Source organism: Reinekea sp. G2M2-21 (genome assembly GCF_015687175.1).
Classification (GTDB): Bacteria; Pseudomonadota; Gammaproteobacteria; order Pseudomonadales; family Natronospirillaceae; genus Reinekea.
In genome coordinates this window covers 1,197,581-1,220,811 of the sequence record NZ_JADPQG010000001.1, presented here as the reverse complement: position 1 = coordinate 1,220,811, position 23,231 = coordinate 1,197,581, and the positions used below count along the sequence as shown (strand labels likewise).

At 45.9% G+C, this 23,231-nt stretch carries 24 protein-coding genes and 3 tRNA genes; 11 read left to right on the top strand and 16 right to left on the bottom strand.

Annotated elements, in window-relative coordinates; translation table 11 throughout:
- The first annotated feature begins 150 nt into the window (after positions 1 to 150).
- Positions 151 to 348: a DUF2970 domain-containing protein gene (locus IYN85_RS05625; protein ID WP_196157842.1), complete on the top strand. Its 198-nt coding sequence runs from the start codon at positions 151 to 153 to the stop codon at positions 346 to 348.
- A gap of 171 nt (positions 349 to 519) precedes the next feature.
- On the opposite strand, the gene IYN85_RS05620 is transcribed toward IYN85_RS05625, so the two are convergent.
- Positions 520 to 672, bottom strand: coding sequence for a methionine synthase (locus tag IYN85_RS05620; RefSeq protein ID WP_196157841.1), 153 nt, complete (start codon positions 670 to 672; stop codon positions 520 to 522).
- A gap of 186 nt (positions 673 to 858) precedes the next feature.
- Between IYN85_RS05620 and IYN85_RS05615 the strand changes: the two genes are divergently transcribed.
- From IYN85_RS05615 to IYN85_RS05605, 3 genes are all read left to right on the top strand, one after another.
- The gene (locus IYN85_RS05615) at positions 859 to 2,520 is read left to right on the top strand and encodes a nitrite/sulfite reductase (RefSeq protein ID WP_196157840.1); all 1,662 of its coding nucleotides are present in this window, start codon (positions 859 to 861) and stop codon (positions 2,518 to 2,520) included.
- Positions 2,504 to 2,998 (top strand): DUF934 domain-containing protein, encoded by a 495-nt coding sequence (locus IYN85_RS05610; RefSeq protein ID WP_196157839.1) that lies wholly within the window; start codon positions 2,504 to 2,506, stop codon positions 2,996 to 2,998. Before IYN85_RS05615 ends, IYN85_RS05610 begins: the two co-directional genes overlap by 17 nt.
- 111 nt (positions 2,999 to 3,109) lie before the next feature.
- On the top strand, positions 3,110 to 3,565 hold the full coding sequence (locus tag IYN85_RS05605) for a hypothetical protein (protein WP_196157838.1): 456 nt from the start codon (positions 3,110 to 3,112) through the stop codon (positions 3,563 to 3,565).
- Positions 3,566 to 3,690: 125 nt separating this feature from the next.
- Here the strand turns inward: IYN85_RS05605 and IYN85_RS05600 are convergent, their stop codons facing one another.
- The 6 genes from IYN85_RS05600 to IYN85_RS05575 all read right to left on the bottom strand — a co-directional run bounded on the left by IYN85_RS05600 (position 3,691) and on the right by IYN85_RS05575 (position 7,245).
- A complete protein-coding gene (locus IYN85_RS05600) occupies positions 3,691 to 4,635 on the bottom strand; it encodes an aldo/keto reductase (protein WP_196157837.1) in 945 nt (314 codons plus the stop codon).
- A 73-nt stretch (positions 4,636 to 4,708) separates the two neighbouring features.
- A complete protein-coding gene (locus IYN85_RS05595; protein WP_196157836.1) occupies positions 4,709 to 5,584 on the bottom strand; it encodes a hypothetical protein in 876 nt (291 codons plus the stop codon).
- The gene (locus tag IYN85_RS05590) at positions 5,581 to 6,492 is read right to left on the bottom strand and encodes a hypothetical protein (RefSeq protein ID WP_196157835.1); all 912 of its coding nucleotides are present in this window, start codon (positions 6,490 to 6,492) and stop codon (positions 5,581 to 5,583) included. Before IYN85_RS05590 ends, IYN85_RS05595 begins: the two co-directional genes overlap by 4 nt.
- A gap of 354 nt (positions 6,493 to 6,846) precedes the next feature.
- Positions 6,847 to 6,934, bottom strand: a tRNA-Leu gene (locus IYN85_RS05585).
- A gap of 44 nt (positions 6,935 to 6,978) precedes the next feature.
- Positions 6,979 to 7,052, bottom strand: a tRNA-Cys gene (locus IYN85_RS05580).
- Positions 7,053 to 7,170: 118 nt separating this feature from the next.
- A tRNA-Gly gene (locus IYN85_RS05575) sits at positions 7,171 to 7,245 on the bottom strand.
- A 371-nt stretch (positions 7,246 to 7,616) separates the two neighbouring features.
- Between IYN85_RS05575 and IYN85_RS05570 the strand changes: the two genes are divergently transcribed.
- From IYN85_RS05570 to IYN85_RS05560, 3 genes are all read left to right on the top strand, one after another.
- A complete protein-coding gene (locus IYN85_RS05570) occupies positions 7,617 to 8,096 on the top strand; it encodes a hypothetical protein (RefSeq protein WP_196157834.1) in 480 nt (159 codons plus the stop codon).
- Between the two features lie 162 nt (positions 8,097 to 8,258).
- Positions 8,259 to 8,462, top strand: a complete 204-nt coding sequence (locus tag IYN85_RS05565; protein ID WP_196157833.1) for a hypothetical protein — start codon at positions 8,259 to 8,261, stop codon at positions 8,460 to 8,462.
- A 90-nt stretch (positions 8,463 to 8,552) separates the two neighbouring features.
- A complete protein-coding gene (locus IYN85_RS05560; RefSeq protein WP_196157832.1) occupies positions 8,553 to 9,107 on the top strand; it encodes a hypothetical protein in 555 nt (184 codons plus the stop codon).
- Between the two features lie 45 nt (positions 9,108 to 9,152).
- Here the strand turns inward: IYN85_RS05560 and pgsA are convergent, their stop codons facing one another.
- The 5 genes from pgsA to IYN85_RS05535 all read right to left on the bottom strand — a co-directional run bounded on the left by pgsA (position 9,153) and on the right by IYN85_RS05535 (position 15,925).
- Positions 9,153 to 9,704, bottom strand: coding sequence for a CDP-diacylglycerol--glycerol-3-phosphate 3-phosphatidyltransferase (gene pgsA, locus IYN85_RS05555; protein ID WP_196157831.1), 552 nt, complete (start codon positions 9,702 to 9,704; stop codon positions 9,153 to 9,155).
- 79 nt (positions 9,705 to 9,783) lie between these two features.
- Positions 9,784 to 11,619 (bottom strand): excinuclease ABC subunit UvrC, encoded by a 1,836-nt coding sequence (gene uvrC, locus IYN85_RS05550; RefSeq protein ID WP_230390486.1) that lies wholly within the window; start codon positions 11,617 to 11,619, stop codon positions 9,784 to 9,786.
- A 27-nt stretch (positions 11,620 to 11,646) separates the two neighbouring features.
- Positions 11,647 to 12,291 carry a UvrY/SirA/GacA family response regulator transcription factor gene (uvrY, locus tag IYN85_RS05545; RefSeq protein ID WP_196157830.1) on the bottom strand — a complete coding sequence of 215 codons (645 nt, stop codon included), beginning with the start codon at positions 12,289 to 12,291 and terminating at the stop codon, positions 11,647 to 11,649.
- Between the two features lie 78 nt (positions 12,292 to 12,369).
- Positions 12,370 to 13,761, bottom strand: coding sequence for a PhoH family protein (locus IYN85_RS05540; RefSeq protein WP_196157829.1), 1,392 nt, complete (start codon positions 13,759 to 13,761; stop codon positions 12,370 to 12,372).
- 115 nt (positions 13,762 to 13,876) lie between these two features.
- On the bottom strand, positions 13,877 to 15,925 hold the full coding sequence (locus tag IYN85_RS05535) for a serine/threonine-protein kinase (RefSeq protein WP_196157828.1): 2,049 nt from the start codon (positions 15,923 to 15,925) through the stop codon (positions 13,877 to 13,879).
- 100 nt (positions 15,926 to 16,025) lie between these two features.
- On the opposite strand from IYN85_RS05535, the gene IYN85_RS05530 reads away from it, so the two are divergent.
- Positions 16,026 to 16,406 carry an FHA domain-containing protein gene (locus IYN85_RS05530; RefSeq protein ID WP_196157827.1) on the top strand — a complete coding sequence of 127 codons (381 nt, stop codon included), beginning with the start codon at positions 16,026 to 16,028 and terminating at the stop codon, positions 16,404 to 16,406.
- Between the two features lie 110 nt (positions 16,407 to 16,516).
- Here the strand turns inward: IYN85_RS05530 and IYN85_RS05525 are convergent, their stop codons facing one another.
- On the bottom strand, positions 16,517 to 17,458 hold the full coding sequence (locus tag IYN85_RS05525) for a DegV family protein (RefSeq protein WP_196157826.1): 942 nt from the start codon (positions 17,456 to 17,458) through the stop codon (positions 16,517 to 16,519).
- 135 nt (positions 17,459 to 17,593) lie between these two features.
- Between IYN85_RS05525 and pabB the strand changes: the two genes are divergently transcribed.
- On the top strand, positions 17,594 to 18,955 hold the full coding sequence (gene pabB / locus IYN85_RS05520; protein WP_196157825.1) for an aminodeoxychorismate synthase component I: 1,362 nt from the start codon (positions 17,594 to 17,596) through the stop codon (positions 18,953 to 18,955).
- Between the two features lie 226 nt (positions 18,956 to 19,181).
- On the opposite strand, the gene thrH is transcribed toward pabB, so the two are convergent.
- Positions 19,182 to 19,799 (bottom strand): bifunctional phosphoserine phosphatase/homoserine phosphotransferase ThrH, encoded by a 618-nt coding sequence (gene thrH, locus IYN85_RS05515; RefSeq protein WP_196158494.1) that lies wholly within the window; start codon positions 19,797 to 19,799, stop codon positions 19,182 to 19,184.
- Positions 19,800 to 20,048: 249 nt separating this feature from the next.
- Between thrH and IYN85_RS05510 the strand changes: the two genes are divergently transcribed.
- A complete protein-coding gene (locus IYN85_RS05510) occupies positions 20,049 to 20,762 on the top strand; it encodes a phosphoadenylyl-sulfate reductase (RefSeq protein ID WP_196157824.1) in 714 nt (237 codons plus the stop codon).
- Here IYN85_RS05510 and cysB read toward each other — a convergent pair whose 3' ends face one another.
- Positions 20,763 to 21,737, bottom strand: coding sequence for an HTH-type transcriptional regulator CysB (gene cysB / locus IYN85_RS05505; protein ID WP_196157823.1), 975 nt, complete (start codon positions 21,735 to 21,737; stop codon positions 20,763 to 20,765). It lies immediately after the preceding gene.
- Between the two features lie 234 nt (positions 21,738 to 21,971).
- Between cysB and IYN85_RS05500 the strand changes: the two genes are divergently transcribed.
- The gene (locus tag IYN85_RS05500; RefSeq protein WP_196157822.1) at positions 21,972 to 22,745 is read left to right on the top strand and encodes a sulfite exporter TauE/SafE family protein; all 774 of its coding nucleotides are present in this window, start codon (positions 21,972 to 21,974) and stop codon (positions 22,743 to 22,745) included.
- Here the strand turns inward: IYN85_RS05500 and IYN85_RS05495 are convergent.
- Positions 22,742 to 23,179 carry a hypothetical protein gene (locus tag IYN85_RS05495; protein WP_196157821.1) on the bottom strand — a complete coding sequence of 146 codons (438 nt, stop codon included), beginning with the start codon at positions 23,177 to 23,179 and terminating at the stop codon, positions 22,742 to 22,744. The two genes, IYN85_RS05500 and IYN85_RS05495, sit on opposite strands and share 4 nt — an antisense overlap.
- Positions 23,180 to 23,231 lie beyond the last annotated feature (52 nt).

The following is a 23,231-nucleotide window of genomic DNA, read 5'->3' as shown; positions in this document are numbered from 1 at the left end:
GCCTCATTCCGTGTGATACTTTTACTATGATGCTAGTTCATTACCCCATATTCTCTAGTATTTAAGTAGGTCGCATGGTTCAGAAAGGCGTCATTTTTCTAACAGTTGTCGCTCTTTTATAGAAAAATCGACCAAAAGGATAAAAAAGCAATGACAAACCCTAAAAAACCGAGTGCGTTGCAAGTGGCAAAAAGCGTCATGGCGGCAGCTATTGGCGTGCAAAGCAATAAAAACAGAGTGGAAGATTTTCAAAGCACCACCATTTGGCCTTTTGTCGCCGGCGGCATCATTTTTACCGTTGGTATCGTCACTTTTTTGATCTTTCTCGTCAGACTGGCAGATACATAAAGCAAAGAAAGGCACCTGTTTTTGACAAACCAAGTTCTTTGTTTCAGAAATCCTGGGCTGATGAAGAACCGCAAACCTAATCTGGTCATTCAAAGCGAAGTTTAAAGACGAAATAAAATCCTGGAGCATAAAAAAAAGGGCTTGCGCCCTCCTTTTAACGGACTTCCACGGTTATGCTCCCGCTACCCAATACACAGCGGTAGCAACAACCGTAAAGATAACAACAACGGCCGCTATAGCATCGGCCTGAGCATCCGTAATTCGAGATTTACCAGCAGACATACTCTCCCCTTTCTTTTTATTGTTTTGAACAATGGTGTGCATTTATCACACACCTTGCCATTTAATAACCTTTCTCAACTGGCTGCAACCACCTATATATAACGGTATGGAATTAAATTATGAAACTTTAATAATTCAGAGAATAAAGAACCTGAGTTATAGTGCGCCAAGTTATGGCAAATCCTAGTGATTTGCTGGCCAGCTTTCCGACTCTAATGAGGTTGTAACATGTACGTTTACGACTCGTATGACCAACAGATAGTTGATCAACGCGTTGCGCAGTTCCGAGAACAGACGGACCGCTTCTTAAAAGGTGAACTCGCGGCAGAAGAATTCTTGCCATTGCGGTTGCAAAATGGGCTGTATATTCAGCGTCATGCACCCATGTTGCGAATTGCTGTGCCTTACGGGTTGATTTCGTCCACTCAGTTACGGCGTATTGCGTATATTAGCCGTAAATACGATAAAGGCTATGCTCATTTCACAACCCGTCAGAACATTCAATTGAACTGGCCGGCACTGGAAGATGTTCCTGATATTCTCGCTGACTTGGCTGAAGTTCAGATGCATGCCATACAAACATCGGGAAATTGCATCCGCAACACGACAACCGATCAATTTGCCGGCGTAATTGCTGATGAAATCGAAGATCCCAGACCCTGGTGCGAAATTATCCGCCAGTGGTCAACTCTACACCCAGAATTCGCCTTTTTGCCGCGTAAATTTAAAATTGCGGTGAATGCGGCAACCAGCACCGATCGGGCGGCAATTCGATTTCACGATATAGGTTTGCAGTTGGTTAAAAATGAAACCGGTGATGTTGGTTTTCAAGTATTCGTTGGCGGTGGCTTAGGGCGAACGCCTATTGTCGGTCAGGAAATCAATGCGTTCTTACCACAGCAACATCTGTTGTCTTACCTTGAGGCAATTCTGCGTGTTTATAACCTGAAAGGTCGTCGCGACAATAAATACAAAGCCCGGATCAAAATTTTAGTCAAAGCTCTTGGTGTAGAGGCCTTTAGCACATTAGTTGACGAACAATGGCAGCTGATAAAAGATGGCGCGGAAACCCTTACAGCTTCGGAAATTGAACGGGTTAAATCACACTTTGTAGATCCGGCTTATGACCAGATCCAGGATCAGACAGAAGCCCTAGCACAGTTGCGTTTCAATCACCCTGCTTTTGATAAATGGATTCAGCGTAATGTTGAGAGCCACAAGAAAACAGGTTACGCAGCGGTTACTGTTTCGCTTAAAAAACCGGGCTATGCGCCGGGCGATGCAACTGCGGAGCAAATAGATACCCTTGCCAACCTCGCGGATAGCTACTCTTTCGGGGAGTTGCGGGTCAGTCATCAACAGAACATCATTCTTGCTGATGTAAAGCAATCCGATCTTTTCACCTTATGGAACGCACTAAATGCTCTGGGACTGGCGGATGCCACGGTGGGCACCTTAAACGATGTTATCTGCTGCCCGGGAGGTGATTACTGCGCACTTGCAAATGCTAAGTCTATTCCAATCGCAGAAGCCATTCAGGTAAAGTTTGATGATTTGGATTATCTATACGACCTGGGCGACATCGATCTGAACATCTCTGGCTGTATGAATGCATGCGGGCATCACCATATCGGTAATATCGGTATTTTGGGCGTGGATAAAAAAGGCGAAGAGTTTTACCAAATTTCGTTGGGTGGCGACAGTGGCATCGAGGGCCAGGTAGGTAAAATTCTCGGCCCTTCTTTTAAAGCCGAGCAGGTACCGGATGTTCTGCAAAAAGTGATTGATACCTACGTTGAAAAACGCCAGGAAAATGAATTATTTATTGATGCCGTGCATCGATTAGGCTTGGAACCGTTTAAGGAGCGCGTATATGCAACATCTCATTAAGGACGGCCAAATAATTAAAGACGATCCTTGGCAGCTCTTTGAATCGACCGACGCTCAAGGCCTACCTGGCAATGCGTTACTGCCTGTGCGAATCTGGACTGACTTTGGCCATGAATTGGCAGAGTCCTCCTTACCATTCGGCGCCTATGTATGTGAAGACGACGACTACACCGAACTTCTGCCATTTTTAGCGAACTTACAGATTATTGCCTTTAAGTTCGGTAAGTTTGCCGACGGACGGTTATTTACCTTCGCAAGGTTACTCAGAATGCAGTATAAGTATGAGGGCGAAATACGGGCTATTGGAGACTTTTTACCTGACCAGGTTAATTTCCTACAACGGTGTGGTTTTACTGCATTCTGCTGTCGAACAGAGAATGAAATGCAAACGGCTTTGAGTGTTAAAGACCATTTTACGGAGCAGTATCAATCCGATACGCGCCTCGCAGAGCCTCTATTTCGGCGTAGAACTGTATAGTTATTTTTTAATACAAAAAAGAGTCGAGTTTTTCGGCTCTTTTTTTGACTTCGAACCCAATACTGTATATAAATACATGTACTGTTCAAACATACAGTAAGAGGTCGAGTGATGATTACATCAGAATACGAAGCACCCTATCGTCAACCCATAATAACCAGCTTAATACACAAAGCACGAAGCGTTGTGCATTTTCATGCCTACGATTCACCTATTCTGAACCAATGGCACCAACTGTTGTCGGCGATCCGTGAAAAAGCTAATTCACGACAATGGGTAACCCTGATAAACCCCCCGTTCATCCCAAATGACCGATATATGCGCGAAATTGGCCTAGGCGACCACTATGTTCGGGTTATCCGTTTGGACAATAGTGATATCGCCACCGTTAGCTATATTCAGCGGTGCCTACAAAACGGAAAAAGTGCGGTGGTTGCAGTGTGGGCTAATAACCCAAATGAACTGCCCGACATTCTGCTGAATGGATCTCCGCTAGGCTGTCAGGCACTGGTTTTCACGAATTCAAAGCAACAACCGGCTGCGCCTCAGATGGAACTTTGTTTTTAGCACACCAGAAGAGACTTAGTGTGAGCGGTTCGGTATTCGATGAAGTTAACTTTGCAGGCAATTAGGACATTAGCCTTCACGTGGTGGCATAAAGCGACCTGTGAAGGCGTTAGAACCAGTTCACTTCACCACGGGTAGAGATCTTTACCATTATTGGTCAGCTCTACCCAAAGGTCTTCAACTGTTTCCAGTTGTTCCGCTGACAGTTGCAGACCAACAGCACTGACATTTGCCTGCAACTGCTCTGGTGAGCGCATCCCAGGGATAACCGCAGAAACCTCTGGATAGCTCAGTAAATAAGCCAATGCATATTGCGCCATCGACCTATCCTTGGGCATGATTTCCCTGAAACGGTCTACAAATTGAGCTCGACGGGCAATTTCTTCCGAACTCCAGCGACTGCGCACACCGTCAAAACGACTGGTTGCATCATACTTTCCAGATAGCCATCCACTGTCCAGAGGCACCTTGGTCAATACACCAACATCGTTTTTTCTGACCAAATCAAACGCAAACCGAACATCTTGATGCGCAACACTGAACATTAATTCCAAAACCTGTGACTCGGTCGTATTTAGGACCTCGCGCACATCTTTTGCGTAATCTACACTCGCGCCGAAAAAACGAACTTTGCCTTGTTTTTGCGCATTCTGCATCGCTGACCAGATTTCGTGCTGGCCATTTAGCACTTCAAATGGCGGCGAATGCGCTAACACCACGTCCAAATAATCTGTTTTCAATCTTGTCAGGCTGCCATGCAGACTTTTCCAGAACCAATCCGCGCTGAAATCGGCGCGTCCATCGTCCGGCCGATGACCGAACTTACTAACGATCACCACCTCAGCACGCTCACGATGCAAGGCTTCACCCAGCAATCGTTCACTGTTGGTCTTGGCATAATTTGGTGCCGTATCAAATAAATTACACCCTAACCCTCGAGCTTTGCGCACCAAATTTAAGGCATCGGCATCCGTCATACCACCCCATTGATCATAGTTACCGAGCTGCCAGGCACCGAATGAAACTTCAGAAACCTGTAACTCAGTTTTACCTAAACGTCGTAGTTTCATTTTTGTATCCTCCTTTAGGTGACTTTCCAGTTTCTCGTTCTTTGAAATAGCACAACCCGTTCACTGCGAATGCTCAATACCAGCCAATCACCTTTGCCAGCACACTTATATCACTCAAACCAACGCCCAATGCTACTTTTTGATCAGAATAATCGTAGAGCGCCCAAATGGCCACGGAACGAAGATGCATCCCTGCCCCCATAACCCACTGAACCTCCCCCTCTTTCTGCATGGCCCCGAAACCTATCCGCGGACCGGCTTTTTGAATAAACCTCGTCGCAAATGTTTCCTGAAAATCGGGCGGTGATACTGAAAGATTAACTTCAGGTAAAACCGTGAATGTTGCTCCTAATGTCAGTAACAGTGCTGGAGCAAGTTGATTGACAAATACCATAGCGGGTTCAACTCTAAACGTTGCTTCCCAAGGAGAAACCCCCAGATATGGATCCTGCTTCGCCAAGGTATCGTTCAGGTTGATTCGCGTTAATGGCAATTTACTGTTTAAGTAACCTTCCACAAAATTGGCATTGTGATCATTTAAAGAAAAGTATTTCCGTTGCAAGATATTCTGTTGAGCTGACAAAAAAATCAGATAATTCTGCTTTATATAAGGCTGTATATACCGCCTATATAACTCTGATTCAGTTTGTATCGCTTGGCTTTGTATCGCAGCTAAAGACAATTCTTCTGGTAATAGAAAATAGGCTTCACCGAGACTTTCCAAAGCATGGGTATCAACCAACTTGCGTGATGCGTTATCGCGCATTGAGTTTACAAGGATCAAACTGTTGTTCAGATAGTGGATTATTTCGTCATCGGTCTGCTCTTCTAGCATCACCGTCACTTCGTCGACATAGCGAATCAAATCATCCTGAAAGGACTCGGCCACAGCAAAAGGTACAGGAAAGAAAAATACCACCGTCAGGAACAAAACAATGCGCTTGCTCATTGCTCACCTCCGTGTACCATCCGATTAAATGCTGTAATAAAGGCTGGTTGCTGCAAATAATTGAAAACAGCGTGGTTATACGCAATTGAGGATATTTTTCGTTCGCCAAAGGCGATATATTCGATAGAACCTGGGTGCCATTTATCCAACACTGCAATTTCATTTGGATCGAACCCCTGCCTGAGCGGAATTAAATCTTTCAATTTCCCACCGGGCAGCTCAAAACGAACATCCGAGCAGATAATGTCGTTTTCATTGTTAATGATGCGTAACCGGTTTGCTCCTCCCATCGACCAGCGCTTAGCAAACTGCTGAAGTGTTTTAGTTCTGCTTCCACCATGAATTTTCCCTAACCGCTGCAGTAGGTCTTTGAATACGCGGGGAATTGGCGATTGAATACCCAAGGGGGTCGCGAGCAATATCATTCCTTTATAGGGAATCACACCTGTATTTTTGGCTTCACGCCAGACCAAGTGTGGCAGCATCGCGGCGCCCAGCGAATGTCCAATCAACAGAGTATCGGATTCAAGATAGAGTAGTCGACCATTATCATCACGTCGCAATCTATCAAGCTTTGCAGAGCATTCAGCTTGGATATATGCCCACATATCATCGAGTCCAGCGTAAACAAGCACGTCCATCAGTGCGTCTCTGGCCAGATCGTAAACATCTGAAGCCAACAACTGCTGCAGGTATGGGAAATTAAGCATCGCAAGTAAACTTGCCTGCTGTTGTGAAATGATCGGATATTTTTGAGCGACCTGTTCGAGCACGTCCTCCCACAAAAGCCCTTTGACAACAACATCATCTGGAATGGAGGTTGTTTGCTCGATCAATTCTCGCCATTTCGTTTCAAAACCTTCGGTTTCATTGCCGACACCGTGGGCCATTACCACCAATGTAGCCATGAACAGCCTCCTTTGTCGTGTAACGCAATGAAGACAACACGCCAACAATTGGTATGACTAATTATCGGTGCAACCGTGCGCAATTAGCATGGTGGATTGAACCCGTTACCAAACAGGTAACGTTCCTAACCTGCGCAACTGCTGCCAATACACAGATCAGAAAAAGCATAGTGCAGGCTTCGCTTCGCTGCCAAAAGAGATAGGGTCTGAAAAAAAACCGAATAATACACAGCAAAAAGGAATGAATGACAAGTTAAACGCAGTTGAGTACATCAATTCCGTTGCCGAATTAGGTGCAGATAGCGTAAAGAATGTATAGGCAGAAGTTAAAACGAAGCGGAAATAAAAAAGTGTTGGTGCCCGGGGCCGGACTTGAACCGGCACGACTGCAATAGTCGGGGGATTTTAAGTCCCCTGTGTCTACCAATTTCACCACCCGGGCTTCGGGTTACAAGGCGACCTTGTAAGGTGAACCAGTCCTCAGACTGGAGGCGCGGGTCGGAATCGAACCGGCGTACACGGAGTTGCAGTCCGCTGCATGACCACTCTGCCACCGCGCCAATGTCGCAAAATTTAGACAGCTTGCGTGCTGCTGATAATCGGCTTGATCGGATATGATACTTGACTGAACCGGTTGACGCTTCAGTCCCCACCTATCAACCTAATGCTTAATTTAATTGGAGCGGGAAACGAGATTCGAACTCGCGACCCCAACCTTGGCAAGGTTGTGCTCTACCACTGAGCTATTCCCGCTTATCAAACTAAACCGTTGCTGGTGTGTGCTTCAACAACGAGGGCGCATTTTACCGACGTTCTGAATGTTGTCAAACATTTTTTTATAACTTCCTGATTTTATTGAGCTTTTGCTAACCATGAGGCATGGATAGACCACTATGGTTCGGTAACCCCGATCATTCTGATCTCAAGTCCAAGGACATTGAAGACAAACCGCAGCGTTGTCTGTTTTGAATACACCTTATGGTGTTCAATTATACAATGACCAACGATTGACTCATGCCCGCCCAATTTGATACCCCACTACCCCTTTCACAGCGACAATTACAACTTATCGCCAGCTTGCAGGACAACATACCCAAGACGCAAAAGTAAACTCCTGATCCATAGTGGGATTAACTGCTGTCGGTTTATTCATTGTCATTGCGCTGCCCTATTTGCTTAGTCTGGCCAATAAACTATTTCGAAGTTCTCATTCCGTCGATGTCGTCGAAGACAAAATCACCTCTGTTGAAGACCGGATAGATAAGACCATAACAACCATTCCGGACATTCTCGCCTTTCCTGTCTTTACGGAGCTTGGTTCAAAGGAAGAGATTTATTACCCAGGTCTAAGACCTTTATGGTCAGCGATATTTTCAGACAAAGATATTTCAGTCGTTACCGGTCATAAGGGTTTGATGTTAGTGTCGAAGGACAACGGAGAACACTGGCAAAAAATAACAACCCGAGTTAACAGCGCTTTATGGCCACCAGTATTCAGCAGAGAAAAAAACGGCGTCATGTCGGATGAGCTCGGTGTAATATTCACCAGCAACGATGGCGGTCTGAACTGGACTCACTATTTATCGGGTGCGTCCAAGCATTAATAACCGCCGATATTCATCTGCGATAGCATAGGCGTAATTGTTGTCGAAGACGGCTTGTTGATAACGACCAATGATAAAGGGTTAGCTGGGCAACCTTGCCCTACAGTAGTCTATGCAGAATTACATCAAGTGGCTTAACTTGAGAGCGGAAGAGCACTTGTTTTGGCTGATGTCGACCTTGTTTTGATCGGCGATGACACGATAAAACAATGCAAAAGCATCTGGATCTATACGTTTGAAAACCTCAGTTCAGCCACAGAGTTCATGAGTCGGCTAATCATTTCTGGTGAAGAAGATTCCAAATACGAGACCAGCGAAGGTGGGAAACGCTGGAACAAAGCTAAACCTAAGAACCGACAAGACTGAACCGCGCGGTGTTTTCAAAAACTGCGGTTGGGGGTTATCAGCGGGAGGGACGACAACCTGCTCATTTCTGAAAAAGAGGCTTTGAGCTGGTTGACGCAAGATACAGGCATTCGTACCAGTTTACAGCCACCGGTTTTTGTTGAAGACGGAAGTGCTCTGGTATCGAGTTTTGGTGGAATTTATTTATTGCGCGCTATCCGTCAAATACGAGACGAAGATGCCATTCCCGCTTTGATTAATGCATTGGCGGCCAGTACTCGCAACGTTGAAGCTGTAACATTAGCGCAGCTGCAAGAGCAAAAAAACTTGTTGGAAGACTTCAAAAAAACACTGGTTGAATTTGATAAGAGTGACTTAAACGATCAAGTTGAAAAAAGTTTAATCCGAGTCAGCGCGTTAGCCGTCATCATGTTTTTGGTACAGGTACTCATTACAAATTACCGATACAGCCTGAAACTGGCTAATTTTTATCTGGCCAGAGCACAAGCGCTCGAGGTAATAGCAGCCCTGGGACCAGAAAGACTCTCGGCAGATGACCTCAGTACTATCGCAACAATATTTACGCCCACAACCGAGTTCAGCAAACAGGTAGACACACCCATAGACAAAGTACTGGCGATTGCCGAACGTATTAAAAAAGTGTGACAAACAAAAAGGAGGCATGGCCTCCTTGCAATACAGATCGCTCGATTATTTCGCCGATGGCTTCAATTCCGACCAAGCCGCATTCAAATACACGATCATTGACCAGAGCGTCAATACCGCAGCAATCTGAAGCGCGATCAAACCCATGTCTGCGATGACCGTACCGGGTTTTTGACTGAGCAGTACAATAATCGACACCATTTGCATTGTGGTTTTTAGTTTGCCGATCATATTAACGGCAACACTCGAGCGTTTCCCGACTTCGGCCATCCATTCGCGCAATGCAGAAATAACGATTTCCCGGCCGATTATAATGACCGCTGGAATAGTCAACCAAACGGTTTCGTGTCGCTCAACCAAAATAACCAATGCGGCGGCAACGATGAGTTTATCAGCCACTGGATCCAGAAAAGCGCCAAACGGCGTAGTCTGACCCCATTTTCGCGCGAGATACCCATCGAACCAATCGGTAACAGCGGCAATCGTAAACAATATGGCCGTCGTCATGTACGCCCATGGCGCTGGGACATAGTAGATGATTACACATACTGGTATCAGAATGAGTCTCAAGAGCGTAAGTAGATTAGGGATATTCATGAAACACCTGTATTTGAATTACGCGCATTATACATTCAAACGCCATTTAGGCCACTGACACCAGCCAAACGAAAAACCGCTAGGTGCTGTGCAGAAAATCATAAATGGATTGCGCCAATGCTCTGGAAACACCAGACACTTTTGCAATTTCATCCACGCTGGCAGATTTTACGGCAATGGCGCTGCCAAAATGACGTATCAAGGCCCGACGACGGCCTGGACCTACTTGCGGTATATCGTCCAATACGGATCCTACTCTGGATTTGCCACGCCTCGCCCGATGTCCGGTAATGGCAAACCGATGCGATTCGTCCCGAATATGTTGAATCAAATGCAGCGCTGGGGAATAATTTGGCAGCAAAATCACTTGGTCTGTCGTCTCGAAAAACAAAGTTTCCATTCCGGGCTTGCGGGTTTCCCCTTTGGCGACCCCTAACAAGGGAATGGCAATACCCAGTTCATTCATAACTTCTCTGGCCATATTCATCTGACCTTTGCCCCCATCTACAATAAGCAGGTCCGGGAGTTTAGTTTCTTCTTTCTGCAAACGCGCATAGCGGCGATGAATCGCCTGAGCCATCGCTGCGTAGTCATCCCCTTCTATGATGCCGTCAATATTAAACTTTCGGTACATCGACTTATTCGGTCCATCCTGGTCGAAAACTACGCAAGACGCTGTGGTGGCTTCACCACTTGAGTGGGAGATATCGAAGCACTCTATTCGCTCAGGCATCTGTTCCAGTTCCAGCGCCTGCTGCAGTGCTTCCAGGCGTGCAGTGACCTGCTTTCCATGGGACATGCGGTGTTGCAATTGTTCAGTGGCATTGGTGACTGCCAATTCTAGCCACTTCGCGTTTTGAGTTCTGACCGCGTGTTGAATCTGTACCGTTCGCTGATACTGCTCTTTCAATGCAGCTTCAAGTGACTTTGCATCAGCGATCGGCACATTAGACAGGATACTGCCAGGGTAATCGCCATGATGTTTAGACAGATAGTACTGGGCCAAAAACCCTGTCATGATCAGCCCATCGTCGTCTTCGATGCCAGGTTTTGGAAAGAAGCTGCGACTGCCAATCATACGTCCATCGCGAATCATCAGAAAATGAATACACACACCGGCAGCCTGTTTCACAACAGCGAAAACATCCACATTTCCTTTACCACCTGAGACGTATTGTTGTTCCTGAACTTTGCGCAAAAACATTAACTGATCGCGTAACTCAGCAGCCTGTTCGTATTCGTATTTTGCAGCAGCTTGGTCCATTTCACTTTCTATCGCCTGAATCAATTCCTGGCTTTTACCTTGTAGAAACGACCTCGTTTTAGCGAGGTCTTGTCGATACTCCTCTTCACTGACCAAACCAACGCAAGGTGCTTTACAGCGTTTTATCTGATATTGCAGACAGGGCTTTTTACGATTTTCAAAAACACTATCCTCACACTGACGTATGCGAAAAGCTTTTTGCAGCAATATAAGGCTTTCCCGAACAGCGTTGGCACTTGGAAATGGACCAAAATACTCATCTTTGCTACCTCTCGTTCCACGGTGCAAATAGAGTCCCGGCCAGGCGTGCGCTTTGGTCAATTTAAGGTAAGGATAGGATTTATCATCGACCAACAGAATATTATAGGGCGGTCGATGTTGTTTAATTAACGTATGCTCCAGCAACAAGGCTTCCGTTTCGCTGTGAGTTACTGCAATTTCAATTCTGTGAATCTTAGACACCAAGGCAACTGTCTTATTGGTGAGTCCACGACTGCGAAAGTAACTTGATACCCGATTCTTGAGGTTCTTGGCTTTGCCAACATACAGCAACTCACCCTGCGTATCGTACATACGATATACGCCTGGGCGAGTGGTTAAATTACGTAGGAATGATTTATGATCGAAAGGATCGGCAATGCTGTCCGTCATGGTCCAAATTCATCAAGATTTTCCCGATTAGACCATTTCTTGGGGCTCAAGCAAACCATGTCGAATAGCTAAGTGGGTCAGCTCAACATCACTGGTCACCGAAAGTTTTTCAAACACTCGATATCGATAGGTGTTGACCGTTTTCGGGCTCAAGCAAAGCTTATCTGAGATTTCCTGCACTTTTTTGCATGAACAGATCATCGTCGCAATCTGCATCTCACGTTCTGACAACTCACTAAATGGGTTATCAGACCCACCAAATTTGGTTAACGCAAGTTTTTGCGCTATTTCTGGTGTTAAATACTTCTGACCGGCCATGACGGTTTTAATGGCCTGTACCATTTCGTCTGTGGAAGCATCCTTGGTTAAGTACCCAGACGCTCCTGCCTGCAATAGACGAGACGGAAACGGATCATCACCACAGGCGGTTACCGCGATAATTTTGATGTCCGGCATAATGCGCTGAATCTTCTTCGTTGCTTCAATACCGTCCATTCCCGGCATACGCACATCCATCAAGATGACATCAGGTTCATGCTTCTTAGCCAGTTCCACTGCCTTCTCACCGCTATCTCCTTCAGCGACTACCCGAATGCCATCTACATCTGACAGCAACCTGACCAGGCCGAATCGCACCAAGTCATGATCGTCGATAACAATGATTTCTACCACAGGAACCCCCTAAGAATACGCCCAAAGCATCATACTTCGGGCATACCACATATCAAAGTAATTTTGCGTAACTCAACATTACAAATGCGTCTCAGCGTACGCAGCCAAACGAGACCGCGCAACACTTTGTAACGTTATGGAGCCTCCATGCTGGAATCCTTTGAATCGTTCACTCATATAGGTTAACCCACTGCTGGTTGCACCCAAATATGGAGTGTCGATTTGAGCCAGATTCCCCAGACAGACGACTTTAGTACCCTCGCCTGCTCGTGTCACAATGGTTTTAATCTGGTGGGGAGTCAGGTTTTGAGCCTCGTCAACAATGAGGAAGGTTTGCTGAAAGCTCCGCCCCCGGACAAAATTCAAACTCTTGAACTGCAGCGGCACTTTTGCACCAACATAATCTTCGCTGCTGCCCGGATCAAAATCTTCTGAATGCAACGCTTCCAGGTTATCGGTAAATGCACCCAACCAGGGCTGCATCTTTTCCGCTTCAGTGCCTGGTAAAAACCCTATGTCTTCATCCAGCCCCCGCGTACTGCGCGTGCCGATAATCCGCTTATAATCTTTGCGCTCCATTGTTTGCTCCAGAGCACAGGCTAAAGCCAGTATGGTTTTCCCGCTACCAGCGGACCCGTTCAGAGCCACCAAATCTATTTCTGGGTCGAATAACAGAAACATTGCCATCGCCTGAAACAGGTCTCTGGGCGTCAGCCCCCAGGCTTTTTGGCGCATGAGTATTCCAGTGTTCAACAATTCAATGGCGAAACTGTCGTCATCTTCCTTGTAAATACGGCACACGAACTCTTTATCATCAAAAATAAATTGATTCACATAGGCACGCCGTTCCAATAAGGCCTGCAAAGTCTCCTTTTTAATGACATGGTACTTACTGCCATCGACCTTTTGCGGCTCAATGGCTTCAATGGCCTCCCAGAAACTGCCTTCAACGTGATGGTAACCGGTCGAGAGCGACTCAAGATCGGTGATCAATTGATCATTGTGGTAATCTTCTGCCGATAACCCTGTGCCTCGGGCCTTTAAACGCATGTTGATATCTTTGGTCACCAACACAACTTCCCGATCCTGACGGTGTGTTTTCAAAAACAAGAGATCATTAATGATAAGGTTATCGTTACTGCTGGGTGAAAGTCGGATATCTTGGTCTTTGGAAGGCATCAAAATGGAAATTTCTCCCAATTCTTCACCGGAAGGTCGTTTAATGGGCACACCCTTCATAATTTCCTGCGGTGATGAGGCACCGAGTAATTCGTCAATTGTGCGAACGGCCTGTCTGGCATCAGCAGCAACCGCAGAGGCGCCAACTTTCAGCTTATCCAGCTCTTCCAGCACAACCATTGGGATGAGCACAGTATGTTCTTCAAATTTAAAAACGGCATTAGGGTCATGTATCAAAACATTGGTATCTAATGCATAGGTACGTACGTCGGACAGTCGAGTTTCAGCCATTCAGTTCTCCCTCAGGCGGATTACAAGTCATAAGTTATGTGTTCGTACTACCAATTAATTACTGCGCCCTCACCTCCTTTGTTCTAAAACATTGAGCTGATTTTCTAAGTTTAGTTTAGCTGTGATCTTTCACCCATTTATTTAACGCTTTTGCAAAATCATCGGCAGTTTGAAACCGCTCTTTCGGGTCCTTCTGCAACGCCTTATTGACAATTCTCACCAATGATACCGGGACTTCACTATTGACGTTGCGTGGGCTTTCTTGTTTGCTTTGCGTAATGGAATAGGCCAGGGCCGGCAGTGTATCTCCGGCAAAAGGCAGTTCACCGGTAATGCATTGGTACAACGTTACCCCTAAGCTGAAGATATCCGTACTGCCGGTCAACTTTTCGCCGCGAATCTGTTCAGGAGACATATAAGAAGGGCTGCCCAGGACGATTCCGGTTTGCGTCTGCTGCACACCAGCAATGCGGGCAACACCAAAATCAGTTAGCTTCAGCCTATTCGATTTTTGCTCAATAATCATATTGGCCGGTTTTACATCGCGATGAATCACTTCATTTTCATGGGCATAACCTAATGCCTCTGCAGCCTGGGCGATCCAAACGACCTGCTGCAGAATCTGGATCGGTTTTTGATTGACCAATGCCGAGAGCGGCTGACCTACCAGAAGGTCCATCGCGATATAGGCGACATCGTGTTCTTCGCCAACATCGTACACCGTGACAATATTCGGATGGTTCAACTTACCTGCAGCTTGGGCTTCCCGGAAAAATCGCTGCTTCACCTGATCCACTTCATCAATGCCCAGATTCTTCAAATGCACAACTTTCAACGCAACTTTTCGGTGAATTTTAGGATCTTCGGCTTCATATACAACGCCCATTGCGCCTCGACCGAGCTCTTTGGATATCTGATATCTCCCTAAACTGAGATTATCGACTTGCCCAACAGGTAGTTCACCACCTGACTGACTGATTGCCATGGTCTTACTGCCATCAACAACGTCTTTCAACTGCCGAACCTTGTTCCGCGCTTCCACGTCTGACTTATTGCTCCGCAGAATCGACTGGTAACATTCGATGGAGCGATCAAATTGACGTTTACGTTCAAATCCTTTGCCAACTTTTTGCCAGATTGGGCTGTATGGCTGACCCTCAGCTTGAACTTCTTTTAAGTGACGGAAGGCCGCTTCAGGTTTGCCTTCGTCAAGTAAGTGTCCAACCCAGAGGTCTGTCACCAACAGATGCTTGTGTTGCCAGCTTTGAATTTCCAATTGCTTGGCCGTTAAGCGGTGAGACCAAGCCCAAGCCAAAAACGGTGAAATCATCGGCAAAATAACCGGGTATACCCATTGCCATTGCCAAAACGCAAAAACGAACCCCATCACATTGACGGCCAACAAGCATAAAACGACCAACCACTGTCGCTGAAAACGACCGATAACTAACCAAGGGCAAAACAGAGCTAGCGTGGCGGCAAGCAACATGAATCCGTGCGTGATTGCCCATTGTTGATTATCAATGGCCCACGTTTCAGCGAGAAATTGCTCCGTTAATGCGTCAAACTGCGAAACCACAACAACACTCAGATCACCTAATTGCGCCGGCATAGCGTCTGGCGCCCGTTTAATCAATAAATAGACACCACCATAAGGATCGACCGGTATCGATAGAAAACCTGCACCTATCCGATCAAAACGTATGTCGGCATTCTGAAATTCACGCTGAATCACCTGATCTACTGCCGCAACTCCGTTACTGCGATAAACCAGTTGCTTATAATCTGCAACAGCAGGACGCCAAACCCCACTGCGGTTCTCATAGACAATTGGAGACAACGTATGCCCCAATGACGCCCATAAAGACGGCAGACCATCGAACGATAAACCTAGGTCGTCGAGGAAATCCACCTGGCTTCGCCCGTTGCGAAAGGCATCTAATCGAGTTACCCGACCATTTGGCCATTTCACCCACAACTCCCCTGGACTGCCAATTTCTGGATCAATACGGTATTTAACTGGCTCATCGCTGCCGGGTAATAAGTCCGCCACCTGATTGACCAAAGCCGAGTGCCAGTGCTGCATCCAAGGCGTCGTAATCACGACGATAACAAATGCCATCAAGGAGCCAGGCAGCAGCTTCACAAAAAACATTCGACTCATGGTTTTAATCATTCTGTTAACAACTTATCAGTGTCCATGGGATAATCCTGCTAATCTATACCCGAAATGTTAAACGAATGGCAACCGCAGGAGACCGGAAATGCCAATTTTGATGCAAATAAAAGACGATGTCGTACAAAATAAATTTTCGCTTGACCAAAAAACGGTATCCATCGGTCGCGGTACGGATAACGATATTCAACTCGATGATAAAACCGTTTCGTCCAATCATGCTTGGTTAGAATTTCATCCTGCCGATGATGAACACAAACATGAGTTCTATCGGCTAATCGACTTGCAGAGCACCAATGGCTCATTCGTAAACGAGGAAAAAATCACTGAAAAGGACATAAAACATAATGATATTGTGAGAATCGGCTTCGTTTCATTTAAGTATATCGATGAAAATGAACATCGGTTTGAAGAAACATCCAAAGTACACAAAAGCTGGATACCTGGCGTCTATTACACCAAAGATTAATCTGAAATCAGCACACCTAAAACTTCATACTCGTTCTGGTGTGCTGCCCAGCTGTAAAAAAGACTCTAATTACTGATTGCCGCCACATAGTCACTACGGTCAAAAAGCAGTCAGGAAAAATCATGATCGGTTGATGCTAAGCCTAACGAAATGGCTCCTGGCCCCACATTCAAACCGCTGGTTAATCCCATGGTACAGGCGACAACCGATACCTTACGCGCTTTGGCAATCGACTTTAAAGCAGCAAAAGCTTCATACTTGTCCAACTCAGCAACATCCCCTGCAATACTGACGATGACATATGGGCTGAGTAATCCGGCTTCAATCCGTGCAATTCCATAATTGAACAAGCGGTCAACCGCCTTATCGAATCCTCGAACCTTTGCCACCGGGGCGGTTTCGTCATCTTTTGCACGAATAATGGGCTTAATGTCCAGAGATTTGGCCACAAGTGCGCCCAACATACCTAAGCTGTTTTCACCGCGCTTTCGAGCCCGTTCACGGATATAAGCCACATCCGGTGGAATGACATACGCAAAAATCTTACTTCTGAAGGCTTCAGCCAACCGCACGATTTCTTGCTTGCTCTTGCCTGCAGCTATCAAATCCGACGTAAAGGCGGCCAACATGGCTTGACCGGTAAATAAAGTCGAAGAATTCATGATGCGCATTCCAAAATGATTGCTCAATTCGCCCTTTTCCTTTTTGGCCCGATATGCCGACAGAATCAGAGGTTGTGCTTCCGTGCAATTAGCATAGATTTGGCTGCGCTTTTCACTCACGGTCTGCACAAGTGCGAAATCATATTTCGGAACAATGTTTTCTAGCATGAGGTGCGTCATCTGCTCGGTACTGAAGGGTATCGATTCAGCTTCATGATCCAGAGTTAACAGGTTTTTCTGATAAAACTCCTGCAAGGTTTGCGGTTCTTTATCATCGATATAAATGTTCCCATCAACTTGAATGGAAATGGGAAATAGTTCTATACCGCGCTCTTCCAGGAATGATTTGGGTAAATCGCATGCTGCATCTACAACTAATACAATGCTCATCGGTGAAATTACCTTTCTTTCTCGTTATTATTAGTCAATTATTAGACTAGCTTATTGATACGGCTTGCGAAAGCATTTCAGCGGGGTCACCTGACTCTTCACGAATCGCCGAGTCATCGCCATTAAGGTATTTTCTTGTTAATTACAGACCTCACCTATTCACCTGATACGTCCCTTATCACCGACCTGTTCAAAGATGCGCCTGGACTGATTTGGTACCACAGCGGACAAGAGACACAGGAAAGTGAGTGGATATCTGCTTGGCCCACGGAAGAATACTGCTACCTCGGGCAACGCAAAATCCAAGTGTCTGACTTTCTCGGAAACGGCGAAACCCACCAGGCCGACTGGTTCGAATTTCTAAAGCAGAAATCCAACCAACATACTCATTCGCCGTCGAACCTCAAATTTACTGGCGGACTGGCCGGACATTTGAGTTACGACCTAGGCTTAGAACTCTTGGGTATTAACAGCAGGCACTTCGCCAATACTCAACCGCTAGCCGTGGTTGGGCTATACCACTGGTGTGTGTATTTTGATCATCAGCACAAACGAACTTACCTGATAACGCATAACCAGTGCCCGAAAGAAATTATTAGCAGGGTAAAAGAACGATTGTCGGCACCTGAACAACTTACCGATAAACCAACGCAGAGACCGCTCAAAAATACTGTCGGACATTGGCAATGTGGCATGAGCCGGTACCAATATGATGTCGCATTTGCCAAGATAAAATCCTATATCGTCGAAGGTGACGCTTACCAGATTAACCTGACCCGGCAATGGACCTGCAAGACAACCAATACCAATGATTGGGCACTGTATCGGCAGTTAATCAAAAAAATGCCAGCACCCTTTTCAGTATTTCACCGAACTCATGACCATTCACTTCTCAGCGTATCGCCGGAGCGTTTCATTCAAATTCAAGGCAAGACTATCATCACTCAACCTATTAAAGGCACAAGACCTCGATCCGTGGATCCAGTTGAAGATGAGCAACATAAAACTGAACTGTTAACCAGCGAAAAAGATCGGTCTGAGAATTTGATGATTGTTGATTTGCTGCGCAACGATCTGTCAAAAAACGCTCAAGCTGGGAGCGTCACGGTAAGTGAGTTATTCTCCCTTCACAGCTTTACAAATGTACACCACTTGGTGAGCACCATAAAAGCGACCCTTGCTGAAGGAAAACACCCATTGGACGCCCTAAGGGATGCATTTCCGGGGGGATCGATAACCGGTGCGCCCAAAAAACGGGCAATGGAAATTATTGATGAACTTGAAACAGTTCGACGGGGAAACTATTGCGGATGCAGCTTTTACCTCTCTGCTGACCTGCAGTTCGACAGCAATATTCTGATTAGGACTGTCACATTGACCAGCAATACTCTCTCTTGTAGTGGCGGAGGAGGAATCGTGTTCGACAGTGAATGTGATTCTGAGTTCGAAGAAAGCGAAGTTAAGGTTCGGAGGATCCTCACTACCTTGACTTCCTGACCTTCTTCTCAAATTAAAACGTCACTTCGCCTAGTATAAATCTGTCCATCAAGCGATAAAAACACGTATAGCGCTTCGCAAAACCAAGAAAGCCGAATGATTTCACATTCAGCTTTAGGGCACAAATAGTAGGTCTATCCAGCTCTGGAGCAGAGTGCGATACACTTGGCAATGACTAATCTCGAATAAAATTCGGAGGGTATTTGAAAAAGTACCCTCATCATTCTTAAAGCGTCAAATCCCGCTCACTGGCTTTGATAAATTCCGCCTTTAACGACTCATAACCTCGCACCGCAGGAAATTGTGGAAACTCTGCAATCACATTCTCCGGTGCATTGAACAATATGCCAGCTTCCGCTTCCGATAACATCGTTGTGTCATTGTAGGAATCTCCAGCAGCAATGCACCGATAATTTAGAGAGTGAAATGCTTTAATCGAAGTTCGTTTTGGATCCGTCTGGCGAATTTTATAGTCGATGATCTCGCCCGTCTCTGCAACTTCCAACTTATGACACAACAATGTCGGGAAACCGAGCTGGCGCATCAATGGTTGAGCAAACTCATAAAACGTATCAGAGAGAATGACTACCTGGAATCGCTCACGCAACCATGCTACGAATTCGACCGCCCCAGGTAGAGGAGACAAGGTTGAAATCACCTCTTGGATTTCCACAAGCCCCAAATTATGCTCTTTGAGAATCCTTAAACGCTGCTTCATCAGTACGTCATAGTCTGGAATATCTCGGGTTGTTGCTTTTAATTCTTCAATGCCAGTTTTTTCGGCAAACGCTATCCAGATTTCAGGAATCAGTACACCTTCAAGGTCGAGACAAGCCAGTTCCACACAATTCTCCAATTTAGTCAGTAAAGCATTAATGTATTGCGGCAGGTGAATCTGCGCAACGGCAAATACTGCATAGCAGTATTCTAATCTTTCAGCATAATGTTCCACAGTTTCCACGTGGAACGCTGGAGTGTTCCACGTTATACATAAAAGTTATGTAATAAGGTTATCTTATTCTGTTATTTTTCCGATGTATCTTGCCGTGCTATTTTTGCGGTAATAGAAAGTACTTTAGGAATTTTATAGAAAATGACGAACATACACGACTTGCAATTGGAATTGAGTGCCCTCTCTCCTCGGGATATTCTAAAACGAGCCCTGTCTTCTCACGAACACATCGCGGTTTCATTCAGTGGTGCTGAGGACGTTGTTCTCGTAGACATGATCTGTAAGCTCTCAGACAAACCAACGATCTTCACACTGGATACCGGACGCCTGCACCCGGAAACCTATCAATATCTCGACACCGTTAGAAAGCACTACAACGTACCAATACAGATATTCACACCCGATCATCAAAAACTTCAACCCTTCGTCGCAGAAAAAGGACTGTTCAGCTTCTATCAGGATGGACATGGCGAATGTTGTGGCATCCGCAAAATCGAGCCATTAAAGCGAGCTTTGTCAAACCTGGATGCCTGGGTAACTGGACAACGCAAAGATCAAAGCCCAGACACCCGTGCCAGCATACCTGCCGTTCAGGCCGATCCCGCCTTTCAGGGAAAAGCTGAAGTACTGTATAAGTACAATCCATTAGCCAATTGGTCGTCAGAAGAAGTCTGGAACTACATCCGGATGATGGAAATCCCGTTTAACCCATTACATACGAAAGGTTTTAAGAGTATAGGCTGTGAGCCCTGCACAAAACCTACGCTCCCAAATCAGCACGAACGAGAAGGCCGTTGGTGGTGGGAAGAAGCCACAAAGAAAGAATGTGGCTTGCATTCAGGCAATAATGCCTGACTAATAAGTTGGCAGTGGTGTGTTTTTAAATAAGTCGTCTAGATCGTGCCGAGTAGAACACGCCATCGCTTCTTCAATAACATTCTTGGTTAAATGAGGAGCGAATCGCTCAATAAACCGATATTGAAAACCGCGTAAGAAGGTCCCCTTTCGCATACCTATCTTGGTCACGCTGGCCTCAAAGAGATGGCTGGCATCGATACTCACGAGATCGCGATCCGTTTCCGGATCAATAGCCATATGCGCAAGAATGCCGACACCCAAACCAAGCCGAACATAGGTTTTTATGACATCCGCATCTGTAGCGGTAAATACGACTCTGGGTTTGAGTTCCAACTCCATAAAAGCGTCATCTAACTTAGACCTACCCGTAAAACCGAATACGTAGGTTACGATCGGGTAGCTTGCAATGTCCTCAAGTGTGATATTTGATTTTTGCGCCAGTGGATGCTCTTTAGGCACCACAATGGACCGGTTCCATCGATAACACGGCATCATCACCAGGTCTGAAAAATATTCCATACCTTCCGTCGCTATCGCCATGTCTACGGTGCCGTCTGCGGCCATCTCCGCTATTTGTGTTGGTGACCCTTGATGCATATGCAAGGACACGTCTGGGTAATCATGTATGAAGCCTTCAATTACATTTGGTAACGCATACCGAGCCTGTGTGTGGGTCGTAGCAATACTTAAACTGCCTTTTTTATCATTACTGAACTCTTGCGCAATTTGCTTGATAGAATCCACTTTACCAAGAATTTCACCAGCAACCTTCAGTACAGCCTCACCGGCTGGCGTAATTCTGGTTAGATGCTTGCCAGAACGGGCAAAAATCTCGATACCCAACTCGTCTTCCAGTAACCGAATCTGCTTACTGATACCAGGCTGTGACGTATAGAGGACCTGCGCTGTTGCACTGACATTAAGGTCATGATGGGCAACTTCCCAAATATATTTAAGTTGCTGTAGCTTCATGTACGAAATCCTTGCCATTAGGCTGATTATTGTCATGGTGTTGAATGTTCAACGAGCTGTTGGTTTCTCTGTGCGAAGTGCTGAAAAAACAACCCGTTCCTGCAACTCGCATCTTACCGAACTTACCGCCCAACCTGCAATTCAGTTATATAAATATTATTAAGCATTCTTTTTGGAAATAGTTAATAACAGTTAGATTTACCAACACACACAATTTATGCCTTTTTTATTCACATGGAAATCCTTTTCTTAATATTGACCGGTGCAACAATTGGAATGATTGTCGGCCTGACAGGCGTAGGCGGAGGCGCGTTAATGACGCCCGCGTTACTGCTTTTTGGCTTCCCACCGCATATAGCCATTGGCACAGACCTTTGGTTTGCCGCTTTGACGAAATCAGGCGGCATGATTGCCCACAATCGCAAGGGACATGTGAACTGGCGTATCGCATTAAACTTGGCGTATGGAAGCCTGCCTGCGGCTATTGTGACAGGTTTTGCCCTGGCTTTTTGGTTCGGCTCCGCAGAACACTACGCCAACCTATTAACGACCGCATTGGGCTTTATGCTAATCCTGACATCCATCGTACTTTTGCTCCGCAAGAAACTGTCCCAGCTCTATTTAGGTAAAAGCAAAGCCGTCGATGATCACCGATTCTCCAAAAAATTATGGTTAGCTGGAGTCATTTTAGGCGTTCTGGTGACCTTGAGCTCTGTTGGTGCTGGCGCAATCGGAACAGCCGTTTTAATGATCTTGTACCCCCGGTTGCTGCCGAAGCAGATAGTCGGAACCGATATAGCACACGCAGTACCCCTGACGCTCATCGCCGGCACTGTTCATCTCTACTTAGGCAACGTAGATTTCAAACTGCTCTTTGCGCTTTTGATCGGTTCATTGCCCGCCATTTATCTGGGTACCGCGCTCTCCAGCCGCATTCCCGGTAAATTTCTGCACCCGATTTTGGCCAGTTTGCTAATGCTATTGGGGATGAAATACGCGATATTCTAACTATTAAAGAACCCAAAACCGCTCATACCCTTAATTCTGGATTCGATGATCATTCTGTTAACCGCGGAAATATCACATCGAATGTAAACTTGTTCACGTTCATGATCTTTTACCGTGAGATTAATAAAAACGGTATGAACCTTAAGCTCGCCGTTATAGCGAGAGGAGCGTTGATCGAAACGGGTTAATAAAAGATTGCGTCCCAACTCACGAGAAGCCTTCTGACGGCATACCTCTATTGCGACCTGCTGACTAACTTCTGCGCGCCCCGTTGGCAATTCACCCCGACCGTTTAGCAAATCCCAAACGGTGGTTCGGTAAACACCCTGTGAGGCGACGAATTCGTCAATTGCCATCCCCAACCCCACAGCAAATCCAACAACTATGACCGAAGGTAATACGACAGTCCTAAACTTACTTTTTTTACTTACCATTCAACACCTGTAAACTTATTTGTACGCCTTGTAATAATTTATTTACTTCTTT

What these genes read in the sequence shown, in the direction of transcription:
- IYN85_RS05625 (WP_196157842.1), top strand. Translation starts at nt 151, where the DNA reads ATGACAAACCCTAAAAAACCGAGTGCGTTGCAAGTGGCAAAAAGCGTC.
- IYN85_RS05620 (WP_196157841.1), bottom strand. Translation starts at nt 672, where the DNA reads ATGCACACCATTGTTCAAAACAATAAAAAGAAAGGGGAGAGTATGTCT.
- IYN85_RS05615 (WP_196157840.1), top strand. Translation starts at nt 859, where the DNA reads ATGTACGTTTACGACTCGTATGACCAACAGATAGTTGATCAACGCGTT.
- IYN85_RS05610 (WP_196157839.1), top strand. Translation starts at nt 2,504, where the DNA reads ATGCAACATCTCATTAAGGACGGCCAAATAATTAAAGACGATCCTTGG.
- IYN85_RS05605 (WP_196157838.1), top strand. Translation starts at nt 3,110, where the DNA reads ATGATTACATCAGAATACGAAGCACCCTATCGTCAACCCATAATAACC.
- IYN85_RS05600 (WP_196157837.1), bottom strand. Translation starts at nt 4,635, where the DNA reads ATGAAACTACGACGTTTAGGTAAAACTGAGTTACAGGTTTCTGAAGTT.
- IYN85_RS05595 (WP_196157836.1), bottom strand. Translation starts at nt 5,584, where the DNA reads ATGAGCAAGCGCATTGTTTTGTTCCTGACGGTGGTATTTTTCTTTCCT.
- IYN85_RS05590 (WP_196157835.1), bottom strand. Translation starts at nt 6,492, where the DNA reads ATGGCTACATTGGTGGTAATGGCCCACGGTGTCGGCAATGAAACCGAA.
- pgsA (WP_196157831.1), bottom strand. Translation starts at nt 9,704, where the DNA reads ATGAATATCCCTAATCTACTTACGCTCTTGAGACTCATTCTGATACCA.
- uvrC (WP_230390486.1), bottom strand. Translation starts at nt 11,619, where the DNA reads ATGACGGACAGCATTGCCGATCCTTTCGATCATAAATCATTCCTACGT.
- IYN85_RS05540 (WP_196157829.1), bottom strand. Translation starts at nt 13,761, where the DNA reads ATGGCTGAAACTCGACTGTCCGACGTACGTACCTATGCATTAGATACC.
- IYN85_RS05535 (WP_196157828.1), bottom strand. Translation starts at nt 15,925, where the DNA reads ATGAGTCGAATGTTTTTTGTGAAGCTGCTGCCTGGCTCCTTGATGGCA.
- IYN85_RS05530 (WP_196157827.1), top strand. Translation starts at nt 16,026, where the DNA reads ATGCCAATTTTGATGCAAATAAAAGACGATGTCGTACAAAATAAATTT.
- IYN85_RS05525 (WP_196157826.1), bottom strand. Translation starts at nt 17,458, where the DNA reads ATGAGCATTGTATTAGTTGTAGATGCAGCATGCGATTTACCCAAATCA.
- IYN85_RS05510 (WP_196157824.1), top strand. Translation starts at nt 20,049, where the DNA reads ATGACGAACATACACGACTTGCAATTGGAATTGAGTGCCCTCTCTCCT.
- cysB (WP_196157823.1), bottom strand. Translation starts at nt 21,737, where the DNA reads ATGAAGCTACAGCAACTTAAATATATTTGGGAAGTTGCCCATCATGAC.
- IYN85_RS05500 (WP_196157822.1), top strand. Translation starts at nt 21,972, where the DNA reads ATGGAAATCCTTTTCTTAATATTGACCGGTGCAACAATTGGAATGATT.
- IYN85_RS05495 (WP_196157821.1), bottom strand. Translation starts at nt 23,179, where the DNA reads ATGGTAAGTAAAAAAAGTAAGTTTAGGACTGTCGTATTACCTTCGGTC.